The 17,699-nt window shown below is 49.9% G+C and carries 17 protein-coding genes and 1 riboswitch; of the genes, 5 read left to right on the forward strand and 12 right to left on the reverse strand.

What is annotated here, in order from left to right:
* Positions 1 to 15: 15 nt before the first annotated feature.
* Together M0R33_RS14440 and pta are read right to left on the reverse strand one after the other, a co-directional pair.
* Positions 16 to 564, reverse strand: coding sequence for a DUF2380 domain-containing protein (locus M0R33_RS14440; RefSeq protein WP_292570551.1), 549 nt, complete (start codon positions 562 to 564; stop codon positions 16 to 18).
* A 2-nt stretch (positions 565 to 566) separates the two neighbouring features.
* The gene (pta, locus tag M0R33_RS14445; protein ID WP_292570554.1) at positions 567 to 2,693 is read right to left on the reverse strand and encodes a phosphate acetyltransferase; all 2,127 of its coding nucleotides are present in this window, start codon (positions 2,691 to 2,693) and stop codon (positions 567 to 569) included.
* Positions 2,694 to 2,888: 195 nt separating this feature from the next.
* On the opposite strand from pta, the gene M0R33_RS14450 reads away from it, so the two are divergent.
* Both M0R33_RS14450 and M0R33_RS14455 read left to right on the forward strand, forming a co-directional pair.
* Complete coding sequence (locus M0R33_RS14450) at positions 2,889 to 3,536, forward strand: FHA domain-containing protein (RefSeq protein WP_292570557.1); 648 nt, start codon at positions 2,889 to 2,891, stop codon at positions 3,534 to 3,536.
* A 6-nt stretch (positions 3,537 to 3,542) separates the two neighbouring features.
* The gene (locus M0R33_RS14455) at positions 3,543 to 3,920 is read left to right on the forward strand and encodes a PilZ domain-containing protein (protein ID WP_292570560.1); all 378 of its coding nucleotides are present in this window, start codon (positions 3,543 to 3,545) and stop codon (positions 3,918 to 3,920) included.
* Positions 3,921 to 3,953: 33 nt separating this feature from the next.
* On the opposite strand, the gene M0R33_RS14460 is transcribed toward M0R33_RS14455, so the two are convergent.
* Entirely contained in the window at positions 3,954 to 4,247 is a 294-nt protein-coding gene (locus tag M0R33_RS14460; RefSeq protein WP_292570563.1) for a hypothetical protein, read from the reverse strand.
* A gap of 639 nt (positions 4,248 to 4,886) precedes the next feature.
* On the opposite strand from M0R33_RS14460, the gene M0R33_RS14465 reads away from it, so the two are divergent.
* The 3 genes from M0R33_RS14465 (at position 4,887) to M0R33_RS14475 (ending at position 8,774) form a co-directional block, all read left to right on the forward strand.
* On the forward strand, positions 4,887 to 5,636 hold the full coding sequence (locus tag M0R33_RS14465) for a peptidase M10 (RefSeq protein WP_292570565.1): 750 nt from the start codon (positions 4,887 to 4,889) through the stop codon (positions 5,634 to 5,636).
* A gap of 436 nt (positions 5,637 to 6,072) precedes the next feature.
* Positions 6,073 to 6,160, forward strand: a riboswitch (cyclic di-GMP riboswitch).
* 106 nt (positions 6,161 to 6,266) lie between these two features.
* Entirely contained in the window at positions 6,267 to 7,043 is a 777-nt protein-coding gene (locus M0R33_RS14470) for a peptidase M10 (protein WP_292570568.1), read from the forward strand.
* 183 nt (positions 7,044 to 7,226) lie between these two features.
* Entirely contained in the window at positions 7,227 to 8,774 is a 1,548-nt protein-coding gene (locus M0R33_RS14475) for a fused MFS/spermidine synthase (RefSeq protein ID WP_292570571.1), read from the forward strand.
* Positions 8,775 to 8,784: 10 nt separating this feature from the next.
* Here the strand turns inward: M0R33_RS14475 and radA are convergent, their stop codons facing one another.
* From radA to M0R33_RS14520, 9 genes are all read right to left on the reverse strand, one after another.
* Positions 8,785 to 10,152 carry a DNA repair protein RadA gene (gene radA / locus M0R33_RS14480; RefSeq protein WP_292570574.1) on the reverse strand — a complete coding sequence of 456 codons (1,368 nt, stop codon included), beginning with the start codon at positions 10,150 to 10,152 and terminating at the stop codon, positions 8,785 to 8,787.
* A 233-nt stretch (positions 10,153 to 10,385) separates the two neighbouring features.
* The gene (locus tag M0R33_RS14485; RefSeq protein ID WP_292570577.1) at positions 10,386 to 10,682 is read right to left on the reverse strand and encodes a type II toxin-antitoxin system RelE/ParE family toxin; all 297 of its coding nucleotides are present in this window, start codon (positions 10,680 to 10,682) and stop codon (positions 10,386 to 10,388) included.
* Entirely contained in the window at positions 10,667 to 10,918 is a 252-nt protein-coding gene (locus tag M0R33_RS14490) for an addiction module protein (RefSeq protein ID WP_292570580.1), read from the reverse strand. Before M0R33_RS14490 ends, M0R33_RS14485 begins: the two co-directional genes overlap by 16 nt.
* 19 nt (positions 10,919 to 10,937) lie before the next feature.
* On the reverse strand, positions 10,938 to 11,141 hold the full coding sequence (locus M0R33_RS14495; protein WP_292570583.1) for a hypothetical protein: 204 nt from the start codon (positions 11,139 to 11,141) through the stop codon (positions 10,938 to 10,940).
* A gap of 230 nt (positions 11,142 to 11,371) precedes the next feature.
* Complete coding sequence (locus M0R33_RS14500; RefSeq protein WP_292570586.1) at positions 11,372 to 12,466, reverse strand: hypothetical protein; 1,095 nt, start codon at positions 12,464 to 12,466, stop codon at positions 11,372 to 11,374.
* Positions 12,467 to 12,559: 93 nt separating this feature from the next.
* Positions 12,560 to 13,639 (reverse strand): alanine racemase, encoded by a 1,080-nt coding sequence (gene alr, locus M0R33_RS14505; RefSeq protein ID WP_292570589.1) that lies wholly within the window; start codon positions 13,637 to 13,639, stop codon positions 12,560 to 12,562.
* A complete protein-coding gene (gene dnaB / locus M0R33_RS14510) occupies positions 13,636 to 15,030 on the reverse strand; it encodes a replicative DNA helicase (RefSeq protein ID WP_292570593.1) in 1,395 nt (464 codons plus the stop codon). Before dnaB ends, alr begins: the two co-directional genes overlap by 4 nt.
* Before the next feature lie 78 nt (positions 15,031 to 15,108).
* Positions 15,109 to 16,335: an HD domain-containing phosphohydrolase gene (locus M0R33_RS14515; RefSeq protein WP_292570596.1), complete on the reverse strand. Its 1,227-nt coding sequence runs from the start codon at positions 16,333 to 16,335 to the stop codon at positions 15,109 to 15,111.
* A gap of 96 nt (positions 16,336 to 16,431) precedes the next feature.
* Positions 16,432 to 17,694: a diguanylate cyclase gene (locus M0R33_RS14520; protein WP_292570597.1), complete on the reverse strand. Its 1,263-nt coding sequence runs from the start codon at positions 17,692 to 17,694 to the stop codon at positions 16,432 to 16,434.
* Between the last annotated feature and the right edge of the window lie 5 nt (positions 17,695 to 17,699).

The raw sequence follows: 17,699 nt of genomic DNA on the forward strand, positions 1-17,699 counted from the left end.
GGCTATTGAATGAGTTTAATTGAGTACCGCCGGGTGTTGATGGGTTTTTAATTTGCTGGGCGGTGGCGGGTCGTAGCGGTTGTCCAGCAAGGCGTCGATTTTATCGGCCAGACTTTCCACGGCCTTGCGCACTAGTTGTGCATTCGGGCCCTTGGATTCAATAATTAAGTTTCCGATTAAAGTCCGATTTTCAACCCGAACTAAATGTCCCATCAAGTAAGCAAACAAGAAGCTGGGTTTGTGCAGGCGTCCCACCAATACGTAATCCGCACCGAATTGCTTGCCCAGCTCGGCTGCCGCATCGGCATGATCGAACAAGTCCCCCACGCCGCCAGCGGCGGATTGTTGCGCGGCTAGCGGGATGTCGACGATAGTATAGCCGGCTGATGCAAGTTCGCCAGCCAATAAGGGCCGAATCGCGCCGGTACGTTTGATTTCAGCAGGTATGCCTGGAGCCAGAGTCAGATCCTTGAGTTCAAACGCCAGAATGGCGATGCGGGTGGCGGCCGGCGAGTCTAAGCTCGCCAGTGCGAAAAGCAAGCCCATTATTAAGCGTACCCGCATGGTTAGTCGTTTTCCTGGGCCTGAATGGCGGTAATAATCACGGTATTGACGATGTCGGCTACCGTGCAGCCGCGGCTCAAGTCATTAACGGGCTTGTTAAGGCCCTGCAGAACCGGGCCCACCGCTATGGCACCCGACGAGCGCTGCACGGCTTTGTAAGTGTTATTGCCGGTGTTGAGATCCGGGAAGATAAAAACCGTGGCTTGACCTGCAACTTGGCTACCGGGTAGCTTAGTCCTGGCAACGCCAAAGTCGACAGCGGCATCGTATTGCATGGGGCCTTCCAGTTTTAGATCCGGACGCAGGGTGCGCGCGATTTTGACTGCTTCACGCACCTTGTCGACTGCTTCGCCCTTGCCGGAATCGCCGGTCGAATAAGACAGCATGGCGACGTAGGGTTCTATGTTGAACATTTTGGCGGTATCGGCGGCGCTGATGGCAATGGCGGCCAATTCTTCCGCGTTGGGGTTGGGGTTGACGGCGCAATCGCCATACACCAAAACCCGGTCTTCAAGACACATGAAAAATACGCTGGAGACGATAGAGGCGCCGGGTTTGGTTTTGATGATCTCAAACGCCGGCCGAATGGTATGCTGGGTCGAATGCACGGCACCCGACACCATGCCGTTGGCGAAGCCCAAATGTATCATTAAGGTACCGAAATAACTGACATCGCCCATCAGATCGAAGGCGGTGGCGTAGATGATATTTTTATGTTTGCGAGCTTCGAAATAGGCTTGCGCAAACAGTGGCCGCAATTCCGAAGTCATGGGGTCGATAATATCGACATCCGCCAGTTTCAAAGCCAGGGCCTGAATTTTTTGGCGTATTTCGGCTTCGTTGCCCAGCAAGGTGATTTTGACCACATCGCGCAGCAACAAAATTTCCGCCGCCCTTAAAATACGTTCCTCGGTGCCTTCGGGTAACACGATGTGTTGTTTTTTGGCCTTGGCCCGCTGCAGTAAATCGTATTCGAACATCAGCGGCGTCATTTTATGTGGAACCTTGCTCATCAGACGTTGGCGCAGTTCGCCCATGTCTACGTTGTTTTCCACTAAACCCAGGGCTTTGGCAATTTTTCTGTCGTCTTGAGAATGTAGGCGGGCCGGGACTTGGCTGACCTGCATGGCTGTGGTGAAGGTATCCGTATCCACGCCCAACACCGCAAAAGGCAGATCTCCCAGGCCGTCGATTAAGGCCTGCACCTGGGGGCCGGGCTCTTGATGGCCGGTCAGTAATAATCCGGAAATTTGCGGATAATTGGTCGATTGATAGGTCAGCAGGCTGGCCAGAATGATGTCGGCGCGATCGCCGGGGGTGATAATCAAATCGCCCGCCTGAACATAATCCAGAAAGTCCGGTACCAACATGGCGGCGACTTTATACTGGTAAACCTCGCGACTCAGGGCATTATTGTCGGACGTAAACATTTTAGTATTTAAAGCATGGGCAATGTTACCCATGGTGGGCTTATTCAGGGAGCTTTCGGCCGGAACTACGTAAATCGGGAAACGGCTGGAGTGGTTCAATGTAGCGCGCAGGGTTTCGATCTGCTTGATCGAAACGCCGTTAATGACCACCGCCAGTATAGTATTATCGTGTTCGTGTAATTCATGTTTCAGGCTGGACAGGTTGTTTAAAATTTGCAGATGGTCCAGTTCACTGCCCGGCATGACCGGTAACATCAGACAATCCAGATTATTGGCGACCTGAGCATTAAAATCGAATTCGAACATCGAGTCTCCGTGCCGGTAATCGGAGCCGATGCACAGCACATGTTCACATTGGGCTTTTAAGGTGCGGTACTTAGCCAGGATAATTTTGTGCAATTCATCATATTGCTCATTGGCCAATAGTTCTCGAGCTTCATGGCTTTTACAGCCATACATGGCTTCGTAAGGTAAATCCAATTGATAGCGGTACAGAATAAATTGAATCAATTCATCTTTTTTGCCGCCGGATTGAATGATGGGGCGAAAAAAGCCTACTTTACCCACATGGCCGGTCAGCATTTCCATGACGGCCAGCATGATGATGGATTTGCCACTATTTCTATCGGTACCGGTAATGTAGATATTTTGCGATATTAACGATTGCGATTCAATCGTGGCGGCGGAAGTGTTCATCATCGTTGCTTGGCTATGTTGGTGGCTACGATTTTACTGTAATTTTGTTGCACTGATGCGTTTATGGTCCGGAACTGCGCTTTAAAACCGGAATTGGCGCTAAATTTGTGATGTCGAAAATATATTCCGAGAAATCGGCAAGTGTTGCCGCAACGTCTATACTACAATCCGGTCGTAGGGATTTTTTAGAAAACAGTAATGGCAAAATTCACTCTTTATTTTAAAGATAAACCCATATATTCAGGTATTTATGATGCCGGCGTGATTCATATCGGTCGCGATGAAACTAACGAGCTGGTAGTTGATAGCTTGGCCGTCGCACCCGCCCATGCAGTGGTTGTCATTAAAGATGGGGGCAGTGTCATCAAGCAACTGAATGAAAAATTCCCGTTATTGATCAACAATCAAGTCACCAAGGAATGGAATCTACGAAACAATGACGTGATCAATGTTGGTAAACACTACATTATTTATTCATTGACAGAGTCGTTTTTAGATACCGAGCCATTCACGGCTCCGGCCATTTTTTCGCATGATGCCGATGTGCTTGCGCTTAACCAAAAGCTGGAGCATGGCAACAAACAACAGGAAGCCAATTTGCAAATTATGGATGGTCCGCATATCGGCCGAATTTTACCCCTCAGGAAAGCCATGACGCGCTTGGGGCATGAAGGCGCCGGCGTGGTGGTGATTGCTCGCCGAAAGGACGGATATTACGTTTCGGCCCTGCAAGGTCACAGCGGTTTAGCTGTTAACAAGCAACCATTGGGCGAAAACACTATTTTGTTGCAGCATAATGATGTGATTGAAGTTGATAAAACCCCAATGCAGTTTTTTTTGGAGTAATGGTCGATGGCGGAAAGCGACCAGGAAAAAAGACATTACCAACGTATTTTATACAACGCCGAGGCAATATTAGCCGATGGCGATATCAAAATGGCCTGCAGAGTAATCGATATCTCCTTAAAAGGCTGCTTACTTGATTTCGAAAAAACCTGGCCGGGTAACCATATCAACGCGTACACCCTGAAATTGAGTTTATCCGATGAGATGGCAATAACCATGACATTAAAATTTAGCCATGGTTTTGGCAGTCAAATCGGCTTTAAATGCGAATATATCGATATTGATAGTATTACCAACCTGCGGCGTCTGGTCGAGCTTAATTTAGGAAATAGCGCAATGCTTAGCCGTGAATTGGATGCCTTATACAGGGTATCGTTAAAGTAAGTTTGTTTTAAATAGATTTAGTCTGGTATTGAATTATTCGATGCTATTTTTTTCGGTATTCGTCGCTAAATTCCAGCCGCGATTTTTATCTACCCATTTCATACTCAGCCAATACCAAACTGTCATTGGCACCATCATCGCAAACCATTCCCAATCATCGATTAAAAATAATCTGGTTAGCCATGGGTTTTCATAAAGAATAGCCCAAGGTATGCAATAAATAGTAAATAAGAAACTGCTCCAAATTAATATCATCGCACCGCGCCGAGTCTCAATACTCGAAAAGGCCAAAAAAACCCAAAGTGGCATGTCGGAATCTTTTTGCATGTGTTTTCCTTAAATTATTGGCGTAAATATTATTGGACTTGCCCCCACATGCTGGTTGGCCGTGGATTGAAAACCGGCTTTTGAGAAGGTGGTCCTGGTGAATAGGCTGAAATTATACCTTAAAAACCAAGAAAGTAGACTGGTTCGGTTTGTTGAAATAAACCAAATAGGCAACATAAAAAGGAAGGTTCAAGGAAACGCTCAAGTTGAAGTTGCTAAGGAGTAAAGGGGGATGACATGCTTTTAATATGTTAAATAACATAGATTAATTAATGTGTGCGAATATGTTGTCCTGTATTAATGTTTAATTAATTGAATTTAAATGTTTAAGAAGTATTGGTGTAAATATTGATTGTAATTACAGTTGAATTATTTTGTTATTGCTGGAATCGGAATGAGTTATTGTTATTTTGGTTTATATCAACCTAATTCTGTTTTTGTTACTCTCGTCGTGAGTAGGGTTCAAAGCGTCACGAGTTCTTGCCAAGCATGGGATGCGGCGCCTGTCTTTCATGGTCATGAGGGTATGATGATTTGCTCCGGTGTGAGAAACACTGTGAGTATTGAATTAAATTAATATTTTTAACAGTATAAAGAGGATTTTCAATGAAAAAAATAAACTCGTCCGTTATTTTTATAATGAGTTTACTATTTGGCGGTCAGGCGTATGCGCATGTCGATTACACCGTTTTGCCGCAGAATGCCGATATCACTACAGACGTCATCACCGATTTCGCTTGGTATGAAGGCACCCAGCCGGCATTGGCGAATAGCCATGACTTTCGCTGGTTTAGCTTTGATTTGACCGAGCCCTCAAAAGTCAACATCAGTGTGGCTGCAACCGGTGCGGGTAATTTTAGCGGCAGTGAGGGGCCCGTTTCTTCTGTTGGGGCTTTAGATGTTGCATTCACGCTATATAACGGCGTGGTTCCGCTTGAGTCGATCGAGAGTGATACGCTGACCGGAACCGGGTTTATCGGTTTCGGCGGCTTTGACGACCAAGGCGTGGCTACAACCCAGGATCAAACAACCGCGGCTAGTGCATTTGTAGGTGCGGGTCCGGGCGATGTAACGCTGGGCAACGCGGATGGAGATTGGGCGACTATCGGGTATATCACTCACGTCAATAATGGCGGTTCGGGGGTGACTGAGTTGTTGAACAACTGGTTGCTGCAGGCGGGCACCTATACTCTACTGGTGGGCGGTGCGTCACAGCCTATTTTTGATGTGGACGGCATCACGCTTTTAAATGACGGCTCATACGGTCTGATTGCAAATCTGTCGGTGCAAGCGGTTCCCGTGCCGGGGGCAGTCTGGTTATTTGGTAGCGCAATAATCGGATTGATCGGTTGCGGTCGCCGTAAAACTGTTGCATATAACCGCTTTTGATTTTTGTAAGTTCCCTGTGGCGAGCGAATCCCTGTCCGAGGCATGGTTTACGATGGCCGGATCAAGTGCAGGGAATGCCGCCGGCAAGGAAGTAAGTATTACCCCGAATCTGCAATGGTTCGGGGGAGTATTCTTTACGGCAAGCCGCCGTTCTTGGCTGAGTATTGCTTTCGGGAGTAAGGTTTAAGGCATTAAATACGGGGAGTTATATACCCTTATATTTTTAAGGCGTTAGATAGCGCATGCCGAATACGTTAAATAACATAGATTAATTAAAATATCTGTTATTTAGTATATTAACGAATATTTTAATAAATTGAATTAATAGAGTTTAGTTTGATGTGGCCTCAATTTTGTTACTGTTTATTGAGTTGAGTTAGGGTTTAAATTAATTTTAGTTAAAATACCGATTGGTTTTTGGGGTTATTTAGCCTGATTTAACGTTTGCCACTCCCGTCGCGAGGCGGGGTCGGAAAGCCACGGTTCTTGAGAGTTAACAAAAGCAAGAAGGCCGGGCTGCCTCCTATAGTGATGGGGAGGGATCGAAGCGATTTACACTATTCAAAGGGAAACGCTGAGAACATTGCTGTTAAATATTTATAATTAAACAGTAACAAGAGGATTGAATTTATGAAAAAAATTATCGCATCTGTTGTCGTGTTAATAGGGATGGTGTTCGCTACTCAAGCGAATGCGCATGTCGGTTACAGAAGTCTGGATGTCAATAATCCGTTTACAGACTCCGTTACGTCCGATTTCGGCTGGCACGAGGGTACGCAACCGACATTAGCCAATAGCCACGATCTACGTTGGTTTAACTTTACCTTGGCGCAATCTTCCTATGTTGATATTAGCGTAGCCTCAACCGGTGCAGGCACATTTGCCTCTAGCAGCAGAACGGTAACCGGAGCTACGGGAGCCGATTTTACTTCCGTGGGCGACCTGGATGTGGCGATTTCTTTGTTCAGCGGTATGGTGCCCGCTAGTTCGGTTGAATCAATAACCGATGTCAATGGTACCTTGAATGGCTTTCCCGTCCCTAGTCAAGGCATCACCACCATTGGTACCAATGCCGGCCCATTCGGTGCGGGTATTAACACCTTAACCAATTCTGGCGGGGAAACAAGTAGCATTAGCTATTTGATGCACGCTAATGATTTTGGCAGTGGCTTGACGGAAGCGTTGAATCACATTTTCTTGAACGCCGGTCAATATACTCTGCTGGTAGGCGGTGCGTCCGAGATTCTTTTCGATGACGACGGTATAACCGAGCTTAATGCCGGTACTTATGGTGTTGTGGCTAGCCTGTCTGTTCAACCTGTTCCCGTACCTGGCGCGGTTTGGTTGTTCGCTAGTGCAATGGCCGGCCTGATCGGCGTCAGCCGCCGTAAAAGTATCGCCGCATAACGGGTTTTGAGTTAATGGAAGTCCCCTGCATTGGGGTAATTCCCGGCCTCATTACGGATGGTAGAGGCGGGAAGCGGTAAAGGAAGCCCGTAGGCAAGGATGCCAATTAATGACCCCCGGAACGCAAATAGGACGCGTATCGGGGGTTTTTTTATTTTTGTTGCAGTGTTTATAAAAGCAGACATGTCTAAAAAATCCGTACCACAAACACCGGCCATCGGCAAATTGGGTTTATTGCTTACCGTAGCATGCAGCGGCGGCGCGGTGATGATTCTGGAGTTGCTCGGTACCCGCATCATTGCACCGTATTATGGTGTTAGTCTTTACGTATGGTCCTCGCTGATTGCGGTGACGATGATTGCCTTAGCGGTGGGTTACTACCTGGGTGGTTTTTTAGCCGACCGTTACCCCCGCATTCGGTTGGCGCATATTTTTACCTTGGCTTCCATAACTACGGTGTTAATTCCCTTCATCAGCGGTCCAGTCATGCAGCTGACCAATCCATTGGGAATGCGCGTCGGAGCGTTCGTAAGCGCCTTGTTGTTGTTCAGCGTACCCTTGACGGCCTTGGCCATGGTGGGCCCTTTTACGATTAAACTGGCCACCCAGGATTTACGCGGCGTCGGCAGGGCTGTGGGTTCGGTATATGCTGTCAGCACCCTGGGTAGCGTGCTGGCAACCTTGTTGCTGGGTTTTTATCTGCTGCCCTTGTTCGGTACTCGAACCATTATTTTTTCCTTGAGTTTGCTGTTGTTTATTTGGGCGATGCCGTTGATATGGCGGGATAAAGCCGGGTTTACGCACGCATCGGCCAGTCTGCCGTTATGGGTTGCTGGTGTCTTGGTCGGCTTGTTAAGCATTAATGGCTATGCCACCCCACACGCCTCGGGTAAGGGGTTTAAAGTGCTGCATGAAGAGGAAAGCGTTTATGGTTGGGTGCGGGTGGTCGACGACCTGCGTCACGGCCATCGTTTACTGCTTTCCGATTCGTCGGTACTGAGTGCGGTCGAGCTTGAACACGGCCGCAGCTTATTGAACTATCAGGCAATTTTAGGTGGTTTGCCGTTATTCAGGCCGCAAGCCAAAGACGCTTTGTTGATAGGCTTGGGAGGCGGGCATGTGGCGCAAGACCTTAAAGCAAAAGGATTGGCTACCGATACTATCGAAATCGATCCGGCTGTTGCCTCGGCCGCGCTGGCGTATTTTCATTTCAAGCCAACCGGCGATTTTATCGTCGGCGACGCCCGCTATGAAATCACCAAGTTGCAAAAGCAGTACGATTTCATTATCCACGATTGTTTCACCGGCGGTTCCGAGCCTACCCACCTGTTAACGGTGGAAATGTTGCGTGAACTTAGCGGCTTATTAAAGGAACGGGGAGTTTTGGCTCTGAATTATGTCGGCTTTACCCAGGGAGAGGGCGCCGAAGCCGTCGCCTCCGTGTACAAGACACTCAAAACCGTTTTGCCGGAAGTCGCTGTATTTATTACTGTCAAAGAAGAATTTACCGATTTTATCTTTTTGGCTTCGAATGAACCGATAGCCCTGGATAAGAGCAATCCCGACAAACGTATACAATGGTTGCTGGATCATGCCTATAGCATTGACGACCGGCAGGGCATCGTCATTAGCGACGATTTTAATCCCTTGGAAAGCATGCAGCTCCGTAAAGCGGAACAGTATCGTAAAGTATTTATGCAGCGAATCGCGCCGGAGTTGCTGTTTCTTTAATGGATAGGTTTTATAAATCGTTTAAAACCGCCAAAGCTTCCTGGATATTACTCACCGCGTGAATCTGCAGGTTTTTGAGCGAGTCCTTGGGCTTGTTGCTCTTGGGGATGATGGCCCGTTTAAAACCATGCTTGGCGGCTTCATTGAGGCGGGCATGACCATTGGCGACCGGGCGAATTTCGCCGTTCAGGCCCACCTCGCCGAAAAATACCGTGTCGTAGGGAATGATACGGTCGCGCAGGCTGGACACCACCCCAACCATAATCGCCAAGTCGGTACTGGTTTCCGACACTTTGATACCGCCCACCACGTTGGCGTAAATCTCATCATTACCGGTAAATATGCCGCCGTGGCGGGCCAAAACCGCCAATAGCATGGCCAAGCGGTTTTGATCCAGACCCACCGCCAGCCGGCGCGGATTACCGTATTGGCTTTCCGTGACCAGTGCTTGAATCTCAACCAGCAAAGGCCGGGTGCCTTCCCAGAGCACCGTTACCACGCTGCCGGGCGAAGGCTTTTCGGCGCGGGATAAAAACATCGCCGACGGATTCTTCACTTCCTTCAAGCCGCTGCTTTCCATGGCGAAAAAACCCAGTTCGCCGACGCTGCCGAAGCGGTTTTTGTCGGCGCGTAATACTCTAAATCTGGAGTCGTCGGTGGAGGACAGCACCACTTGGGCATCGACGATGTGACTCAGTGTCATCGGCCCGGCCAGGGATTGATCCTTGGTGACATGGCCGACCATGAAAAACGATACCCCGCTGCGTTTGGCGTATTGGGTCAAATAACTGGCCGATTCACGCACTTGCGAAACCGAACCGGGCGCCGAATCCGAATCGGCGCTATACATGACCTGAATCGAATCGATGATCACCACCTTGGGTTGTTCCTCGTCCAGCACCTGGCAAATCTGCTGCACCGACGTTTCCGCCAGCATTTTGATGCCGGCGGTTTTCAGGCCCAGCCGCTGGGCGCGCTCGGCAATTTGTTGTAGGGATTCCTCGCCGGACACATACAACACCGGCAGCCGTTCGCCGATATGGGCAATGGCTTGCAACAGAATGGTGCTTTTGCCGGCGCCCGGCGCACCGCCGATCAGCACCACGCTGCCGGTGACGATGCCGCCGCCCAACACCCGGTCGAATTCGGCCAGGCCGGTGGAGATGCGTTCAGCCTGGGCCAGATTGACGTCCGACAATAAGCGCACTTCGCTACGGGCGCCGGCATAGCCAGAGTTATCCCGGTCGGGTTTGGCATTGCCAAGCCTGACTTCCTTGATGGTATTCCATTCGCCGCATTGATTGCATTGGCCGGACCAACCGGCATAGTCGGCGCCGCACTCGGTGCAGACGAAGGCGGATTTTTGTTTTTTGGCCATGATGGTAATGGGATTGTTGATTAAGGGGCGCGATAAGCAGTCTGTGCAAAAAGGCCATTATTTTGGAGTGTCAAACCTAGGTTTGACACTCAGTCCGCGTAGATCCTATTTACCCATAGGGCATAAAAGCGGGAACGAAGATTCAACATGCGGCCGATCACGCTAGCGCTAATCTACGGTTCTATCTCGATCCCCAACGTAAATCTGAGGGGCGCGACATTAGGTGCATATGGTTAGCGGTTTTTAGGCCAACGATTTGGATTTCTGGCATCGTGCAACACTGCCAGGATATGAACTAAATTGCCGCGTACCACGTAAAACAAGCCGAATGGAAAGCGCGGTAAAAGTGCGCGGCGAACACCTGGAATTACCTCGGAATAGAGCAACGGGGCTTGCTCCAGCCGTTTTAACTGCAGTTCCATTGCGGCGATAAATTCTTCACCGAGACCAGGGCTCTGCGACTCGTACCATTCTCGAGCTTCGCCAATTTCACGTAATGCTCGTGCAGAAAATTTCAGGTTGTACGCCATGACCCATCTTTAAGACGCGATTTTACTTCGTCCCAAGAATAGCCGCCTTCCGGATTTCTCTCGAACTCAATCAAGCGTAGGTCCAGTTCGGCTTTAAGTTCTGGAGAAACCTTCACCGCATCAGGGACTACAGCAACGCTGTCCCAAATAAGTTCGACAAGCTGAATGCGCTCCTGCACCGGAAGTTCCAGAATATCGGCAATAGAGATAGTGTTCATAACAGATACTGTATCCATTTTTGGTAAAAATCAGAAACTAAGCATATAAACGGCCCGACGACTTAAGTTTTTCTAATACGAGTTCATCAACTTGATTATTCGGTGTGCCGCCGTTCAATAGATGTTGCGCAGCCCAAACATAGTTTTTGAAAGACGGGTAGTCGCCATTTAGCTTGACAACGATCTCAATAGCCATTTCCGCCATATACTCTTTTTCCGTCTGAGTGTATCTCTTGCTCATTAACGATGCACCTATAAGCTGAAAAAAATTATTCCCAAGCACGCTTAACAATGCTTTTTGTTGATGCCTAGCGGCGGCGGGCAGCGAACCATCACCTTAAACCTGTGTAGCTCCGATTTACCCGTAGGGCATAAAAGCGCAGCGTAATCGGAGGAAGGCCAATCTTAAACATGCGTCCGATTACGCAATCGCTAATCGGACCTACGGTCCTAATCGGAGGAACGTGCTTGTTAAATTTCTTTTCCACGTAGTATCTTCATGTAGGAAGAATTCGAACCTCTATTTTCCCACGAAGCCTTAATATGCTTGGTTAGGTTAGGTATGTCTTCTTCTAAAGTGGATGGCCATAAATTGGGATTGTAGTCGTATACTCTCAATAAATTATCAACATCAAATATTTGTCCAGTCCCTTCCGCGCGAATAAGGGCTACTGGCAAATCATGAGCCATCCGAACGCCAAGCTCAAATAGAACATTTGGATTGTGATCTGACAAATCAACAATCACAAGATCGGCATTTAGCAAGTCATTAACTATAGTTGAATGAATAATATCACTGCCATCTTTACGGGCTGTCTCTACAGAGAACCCGGCCGCAACTCCTGCAGGTGTGATTAGGTTCCTCATAACCTCTTTATAAAAACCAGATGGGTATTTACCAGTTTTCTCACTAAACGGCATTGCTACAAAGGCGACTTTAATTTCTCCGTCAGATTTATTTGGTGAACCAGTTACGACAAGATGATCTTTTGCCGTAACATCAATAACCTGAATTTCTTTAGTTATTGGCTTTTTGAATTTCTTTATAAACTCAAGGTTTGTCTTGTAAAGATCGTAGAAATCTTGATGAAACTCCGGTTCTAGGCCAAATGTTCCTTGCAACGTATTACCGAGATACTTCATTTCCGGCAATTCGCCACCACTGTAATAATCATGAACTTTTTTAAATAAATCGATTTTGAAGAATGCCTTCTCTAAGGCGGAACACTCCTCATTAGGACTTGGGGCAAAAAGATAGTCATTAGCGAGATTGGTAAGAGCTATTTCACTGGAACGAGATGTTCCCGTAGTCAGTCCATAATCTCTAGAACTAGCAGAAAGGTAATAGAATTTATTTGCCTTCGCACCGACACCAAGGACATTCGCTAGATCGTCTGGCGACCATGGGTTACTGCCGTTATAATTTTTTAGTGCTTGAGGGATTGCCAAAGAGTCTTCCAAATTATTCATTGGAATAGGTCTCGGAGCACTACCTCTAGTTGTTTTCCGTTTTTGCTCTTTGGCTTCTTCGTATGGCGATTTCTTCTCATCTTCTCCGTGCGCCATTTTGATACTCCTTAATGTGATTTAAAAATTTAACAAGTTATTAGCTAGTTCCGTATATCATTTCTTATTATCTCACTAATATCCTTGTCGCCATCACTGCTCCACAATTTGCACCCGCTGGGTAATCCCGCACAGCAAGGTATAGGGAATGGTGTCGGCGTGGCGGGCGATCTCTTCGACCGGCAGGCCGTCGCCCCATAAAGTCACCGGGTCGCCGGGTTGGGCGCCGGGCTGGCTGTTGAGGTCGACGGTGATCATGTCCATGGAGACCCGGCCGATCAGCGGCACGCGCTGGCCGTTAACCAAAACCGGCGCGCCGGCCTTGGTGTGGCGGTGGTAACCGTCGCCGTAACCGATGGAAATGACGCCCAAGCGGGTATCGGTTTGACATTGCCAGGTGCCGCTGTAGCCGACCGTTTCGCCGGCGGCGACGTTTTTGACTGCGATTAAACGGGAATGCAGGCTCATGGCCGGCCTTAAACCGAAATCCGCGCCGGTTTTGCCGGCGAACGGCGAGCAGCCGTACAGCATCAGACCCGGTCTGACCCAGTCGCTGACCACATTGGGCCAGCCTATGATGCCGGCCGAGTTGGCGATGCTGCGTTGGCCGGGATAGCCTTGCACCGCGTCGTTAAACAGGTCGATTTGTTTACGGGTTTTATCGTCCAGCAAGTCGTCGGCATTGGCGAAATGAGTAATCAGGTTGATCGGCTGCTTGACCAGCGCGCAATTTAGCAATTGCTGGTAGGCGGCATTGAAATCGGCGCCCTTGAAGCCCAGCCTGTTCATACCGGTGTCCATTTTCAGCCAGATGGATAGCGCGGTTTCCGGCGCGGTTTGCTGTTGTAACAGGCTGATTTGTTGCGGGGTGTGGATCACCGCATCCAGCTGATGTTGCAGCATCAGTTGTAATTCATCGATGCAGACAAAGCCCTGCAACACGGTGATCGGCTGGGTAAAGCCGGCTTTACGCAAGCGCACGCCTTCGTCGACGCGGGCCACCGCCAGCCCGTCGGCCTGTTCCAGCGCTTTGGCCACCCGGGTGATGCCGTGGCCGTAGCCGTTAGCCTTGATCACCGCCATGATTTTGTTGTTCGGTGCATAACGTTTGGCTTGGGCCAGATTATGCCGCACGGCTTCCAAGTCCAGATGTACGTAAGCCGCCGGGGTCATTCGTAATCCTCGCTACCGGTATAGGTGCCGGCGAAGTTTTCGAAGCGGGTGTATTGGCCCAAAAAGGTCAGCCGCACGGTACCCAGCGGGCCGTTCCGTTGTTTGCCGATGATGACTTCGGCGATGCCTTTGTCCGGGCTGTCCTCGTTGTAGACCTCGTCGCGGTAGACGAAGATGATCAAGTCCGCGTCCTGTTCGATCGCCCCCGATTCGCGCAAATCCGACATTACCGGACGTTTGTTAGGACGTTGCTCCAGATTTCGGTTCAACTGCGACAGGGCGATAACCGGCACATTCATTTCCTTGGCCAGCGCTTTCAGGCCTCGGGAAATGTCGGAAATCTGCTGCACCCGATTTTCACCGCTACTGGGCGACTGCATCAGTTGCAAGTAGTCCAAAACGATCAAACCCAGCTGGCCGTGTTCGCGAGTCAGGCGGCGGGCGCGTGAGCGCACCTCGGTCGGGGTCAGGGCAGGGGTGTCGTCTATAAACAGCTTGGTTTCGGCCAACAGGTTGATGGCGGAAGTCAGCCGCGGCCAATCGTCGTCGTCCAGCTTGCCGGTGCGCACCTTGTGTTGGTCGATACGGCCCAGCGACGACATCATCCGCATCGCCAAGGCTTCGCCCGGCATCTCCATGCTGAATACCGCTACCGGCATGCCGCTTTTTAACGCCACGTTTTCGGCCATGTTCATGGCGATAGTGGTTTTGCCCATCGAAGGTCGGCCGGCCACGATGATGAGATCGGCGGGTTGCAGTCCGGAGGTTTTTTCATCCAGATCGGTAAAGCCGGTACTGGCGCCGGTGATGTCGCCGTCCAGTTCGTAGAGGGTCTCGATTTTATCGACGGCCTTGGCCAACAGGGACTTGATGGAACTGAAGCCGCCCTGGCCGCGCTGGCGCTGCTCGGCGATTTCGAACACCTTGCGTTCGGCGTTTTCCAGCAGATCGGCGGTTTCTCGACCTTCGGTGCTGAAGGCGGAATCGGAAATTTCGGTGCCGATATGAATCAGCTGCCGCAGCACCGAGCGGTCGCGAACGATGTTGGCGTAAGCGACGATATTGGCGGCGCTGGGGGTGTCCTTGGCCAGCATGCCCAAATAGGCCAGGCCGCCGACATCCTTGAGTTCGCCGGTGCTTTCCAGCACCTCGGACAAGGTCACTACATCAAACGGATCCTGTTTTTCGGCCAGCTGTGCGATGGCTCGGAAGATCAGTTGATGGTCGCGGCGGTAAAAATCGGTTTCGACGACTTTATCGGCCACCGAATCCCAGGTCTGGTTGTCCAGCATCAGACCGCCCAATACCGATTGCTCGGCCTGGATGGAATGCGGGGGTACTTTCAGGGAGTCGACAGCGAGATCGGGGGCGAAATAATAGTCTTCGGACATCGGCGGCTTAATCAAAAGCAGTGGTTAGTGGCAAGCCGGCAATTATAACGCATCGGGCCGCCGGATAATTGGCTGCACTTAGTTGCCGCAGGCCAATTGATAATAAGCGTCGGCATGTTCGGCCAGTTTGTCGACCACCGAGGCATCCAATTCACCCACCTTTACGCGGTGGCGCAAATCATCCAGTATGTCGTCTAAAGCCATGCTTTCCCGATAGGGCCGGGTTTGCGCCAAGGCCTGAAAAATATCCGCCACGCTGATGATGCGGCACTCCAGATCCTGCGCCGCGCCGCTGGATTTAAACGGATAACCTTCGCCGCGCAGGTTTTCGTGATGAAAACCGGCCCAGACCGGGATTTTGCTATTGGCGAATACCCGCTGCAGGATGCGGTAAGTGTCGTAGCTATGTCTTTGCATGCTGGCCCGTTCATTGGAAGTCAATTGACCGGGTTTGTCGATGATGTCTTCCGAGACCCGTAATTTACCGATATCGTGCAGCAAGCCGGCAATTTCGACTTGTTCCAGCTCTTGGCCGTTAATGCCAAAGTCCTCGGCCAGCTGTCTGGCCACTAAAGCCACCCGTTCCGAGTGCAGCTCGGTATAAGGGCTTTTGGCATCCACTACTCTGGAAAACAAACGGGCCAGTTCGCGTTGGGCGGTGTAGTCCAACGCCACGGGGGCGATATGTTCACCCAAGCTGCGTAAATCCTCATCCAGATAGTCCGGCTCCATAGCCAACCAGAAGGCCTGACTGTCGGCGATTCGGGCAAATGCCGTCAGTAATTCCGGTGCGAACAGCGTGCCGGATAAAGCCTGCAGGCGTAAAACGATGCCAGGGGCGGCGGTCAAAATTTGTTCGCTGTTTAAATACGGCACTTGCAGCACATCGATACGGTCGGCCAAGTAAAGTAAATTGGCGCGCAGACGGGTGCGTTGATCCAGCGGTAATTGCAACAGCTGTTCCCAACGGGTGTGATGATAGCGGACTTCAGGGGCCAGATGGGCGAGCAGAGGGCAGGCGGATAAATAGTCGGCACCGCGTTCCGCATGCGCTTCCGCGCCATTCCATTCCAGGGTTTCCGTCAATTGGCGGTGTTCCCGAATCTGAGCCACGCCGCAATCGTGCAACATGCCCGCATGCAGAATACTGAGTCGCTCCGACTCGGGCCAGTGCAGTTCGCCGGCAATATGATGGGCCATTATCGCTACGCGCTTGCCGTGCTTGATTTCGTCTATACCGACGAGATCAAGCGAACAACTTAGCGCGGTAATGGCGCTGTGTAGGTCAATTTTGTCTTGCATCATCAGATGTGATTCCCTGGTCATGATAACGGCAAAATTTCAAGGCGTGCTTCTAGTGCCCGCGCTTGTGCCAACGGTATTGAGCGGCGGAGTCTATTATCAGTCCGCGCAAACCACACAATTCCTGCCGCCTTGCTTGGCTTTATAAAGCGCCGTGTCCGCTTGTTTGAATAAGGTTTCGTGAGAAATATCGGTATCAAAGTCCTCGTAACTGCTAATGCCGAAGCTTGCCGTAATTGAATGGTCGGCCATTTGGCGTTTGCTGAAACGCTCCCTTTGTTTTTCCATCAATATCTTGGCCTCCGCCAAGGTACATTTGCTCAGAAAAATCACAAACTCCTCGCCTCCCCAACGAAAAACCAGATCGCCCTTGCGGAAAGCGTTGCGTAGCCAGTTACCGGTCTCCATCAGGACTTTATCGCCTTGATCATGGCCGTGTTCGTCATTGATACGCTTGAAAAAATCCAGATCCATCATCACCAGACTGACGGGGATTTTCTTACGTTTGCAGTCGGCAAGCGATTTGGGCAGCAACTGATTCAGGGCGATGCGGTTATACAGCTGGGTGAGCGGGTCCAGCATGGCCATTTCCTGGAGCACTTTTCGCTCTCTGCTCAATTCATTAAAAAGCTGATTTTCCTTGATCAAGCGGGCTATCCGAAACAGCATTTCTTCGGGGTTGATGGGTTTGGTCATGTAATCGTTGATACCCAACTGGAATAGCTCTATGCGTCGCGAGATTTCATCGTAAGCGGTAATCGCAAAAATGGGCGTTAAACCTTTTTCCGATGCTTCGCGGCGTACGCTTCGTACCAAATTCAATCCCGACATATTGCCGCTCAGCACCATGTCGGTGATGATAATGTCGTATGGGTTTTCCAGAAAGGCATCCAAGGCCTGCTCGGCGGTAAAAAACGCATCGACCTCAAGTCCGATGAATTCCAATTGCAGTTTCAACCATTTTTGTTGCGCGGGAGAATCTTCAATCAGTAAGGCATTGCCAATCAATTTGCTGTTTATCAAGTTGGCATATCGCTGCAGATAAGTCTGAAACTGAGCAATATTGTTTTTGTTGTAGATGTCCGTAGCACCTGCCCGTAAAGCGCCTTTAAGTACCTCGGGATTATCCTCGCCGGTAAATAGGATTATGCGGCTGTTTTTCGTTGCGGGATTACTACGCAAATGTTTGCAAAGTATTTCACCGGATAAATCAGGTAGGTGATATGCGATGCAAATGAGATTAAAACTGTGGTCTTGGCTGATTTCAACGGCTTCGGCACCCGTAGAGCAAATAACCGTATCGAAGTTATGGCTGTGCATAATTTCGCTTAACAGTCCCTGATACAGCTTGGTTGTTTCCACAACTA

The sequence above is a fragment of the Methylomonas sp. genome (genome assembly GCF_023228165.1).
Classification (GTDB): Bacteria; Pseudomonadota; Gammaproteobacteria; order Methylococcales; family Methylomonadaceae; genus Methylomonas.